This window comes from Halostella sp. PRR32, from assembly GCF_034808085.1.
Classification (GTDB): Archaea; Halobacteriota; Halobacteria; order Halobacteriales; family Natronoarchaeaceae; genus Halostella; species Halostella pelagica.
The window spans coordinates 1-267 of record NZ_JAXHGL010000142.1 but is presented as its reverse complement, the minus strand read 5'-3'; the positions used below and the strand labels follow the sequence as shown (position 1 = coordinate 267).

The window sequence follows — 267 nt, the reverse complement described above, 5'->3', positions numbered from 1 at the left end:
GCTGCGAGAAGGCGAGTCGAGTCAGACCACGTCGCCGCGGACCGTCGCGCCCTCCTGTTCCTCGCGCCACGCGTGCAGGTCGCTCGCGGCCGCCTGTGCCTCCGGCTCGTCGAGCCCGAGCATCTCCAGCGACTGCGAGAGCGTCGGGAGCGCGAGCTCGCTCTCGCGGAGCTTCCGCATCGCCTCCTCGCTGCGTTGCCCTTCGGCGTACAGACAGACGCCGCGCGGGTCCAGGAGCTGCGTCCAGTCGCCGCGCGTCTTCGCGCC

The 267-nt window shown here is 72.7% G+C and carries 1 pseudogene; it reads right to left on the bottom strand.

Annotated elements, in window-relative coordinates:
* Nucleotides 1–21: 21 nt before the first annotated feature.
* Nucleotides 22–267: pseudogene (locus SM753_RS20685) on the bottom strand (hypothetical protein); the annotation flags it as partial.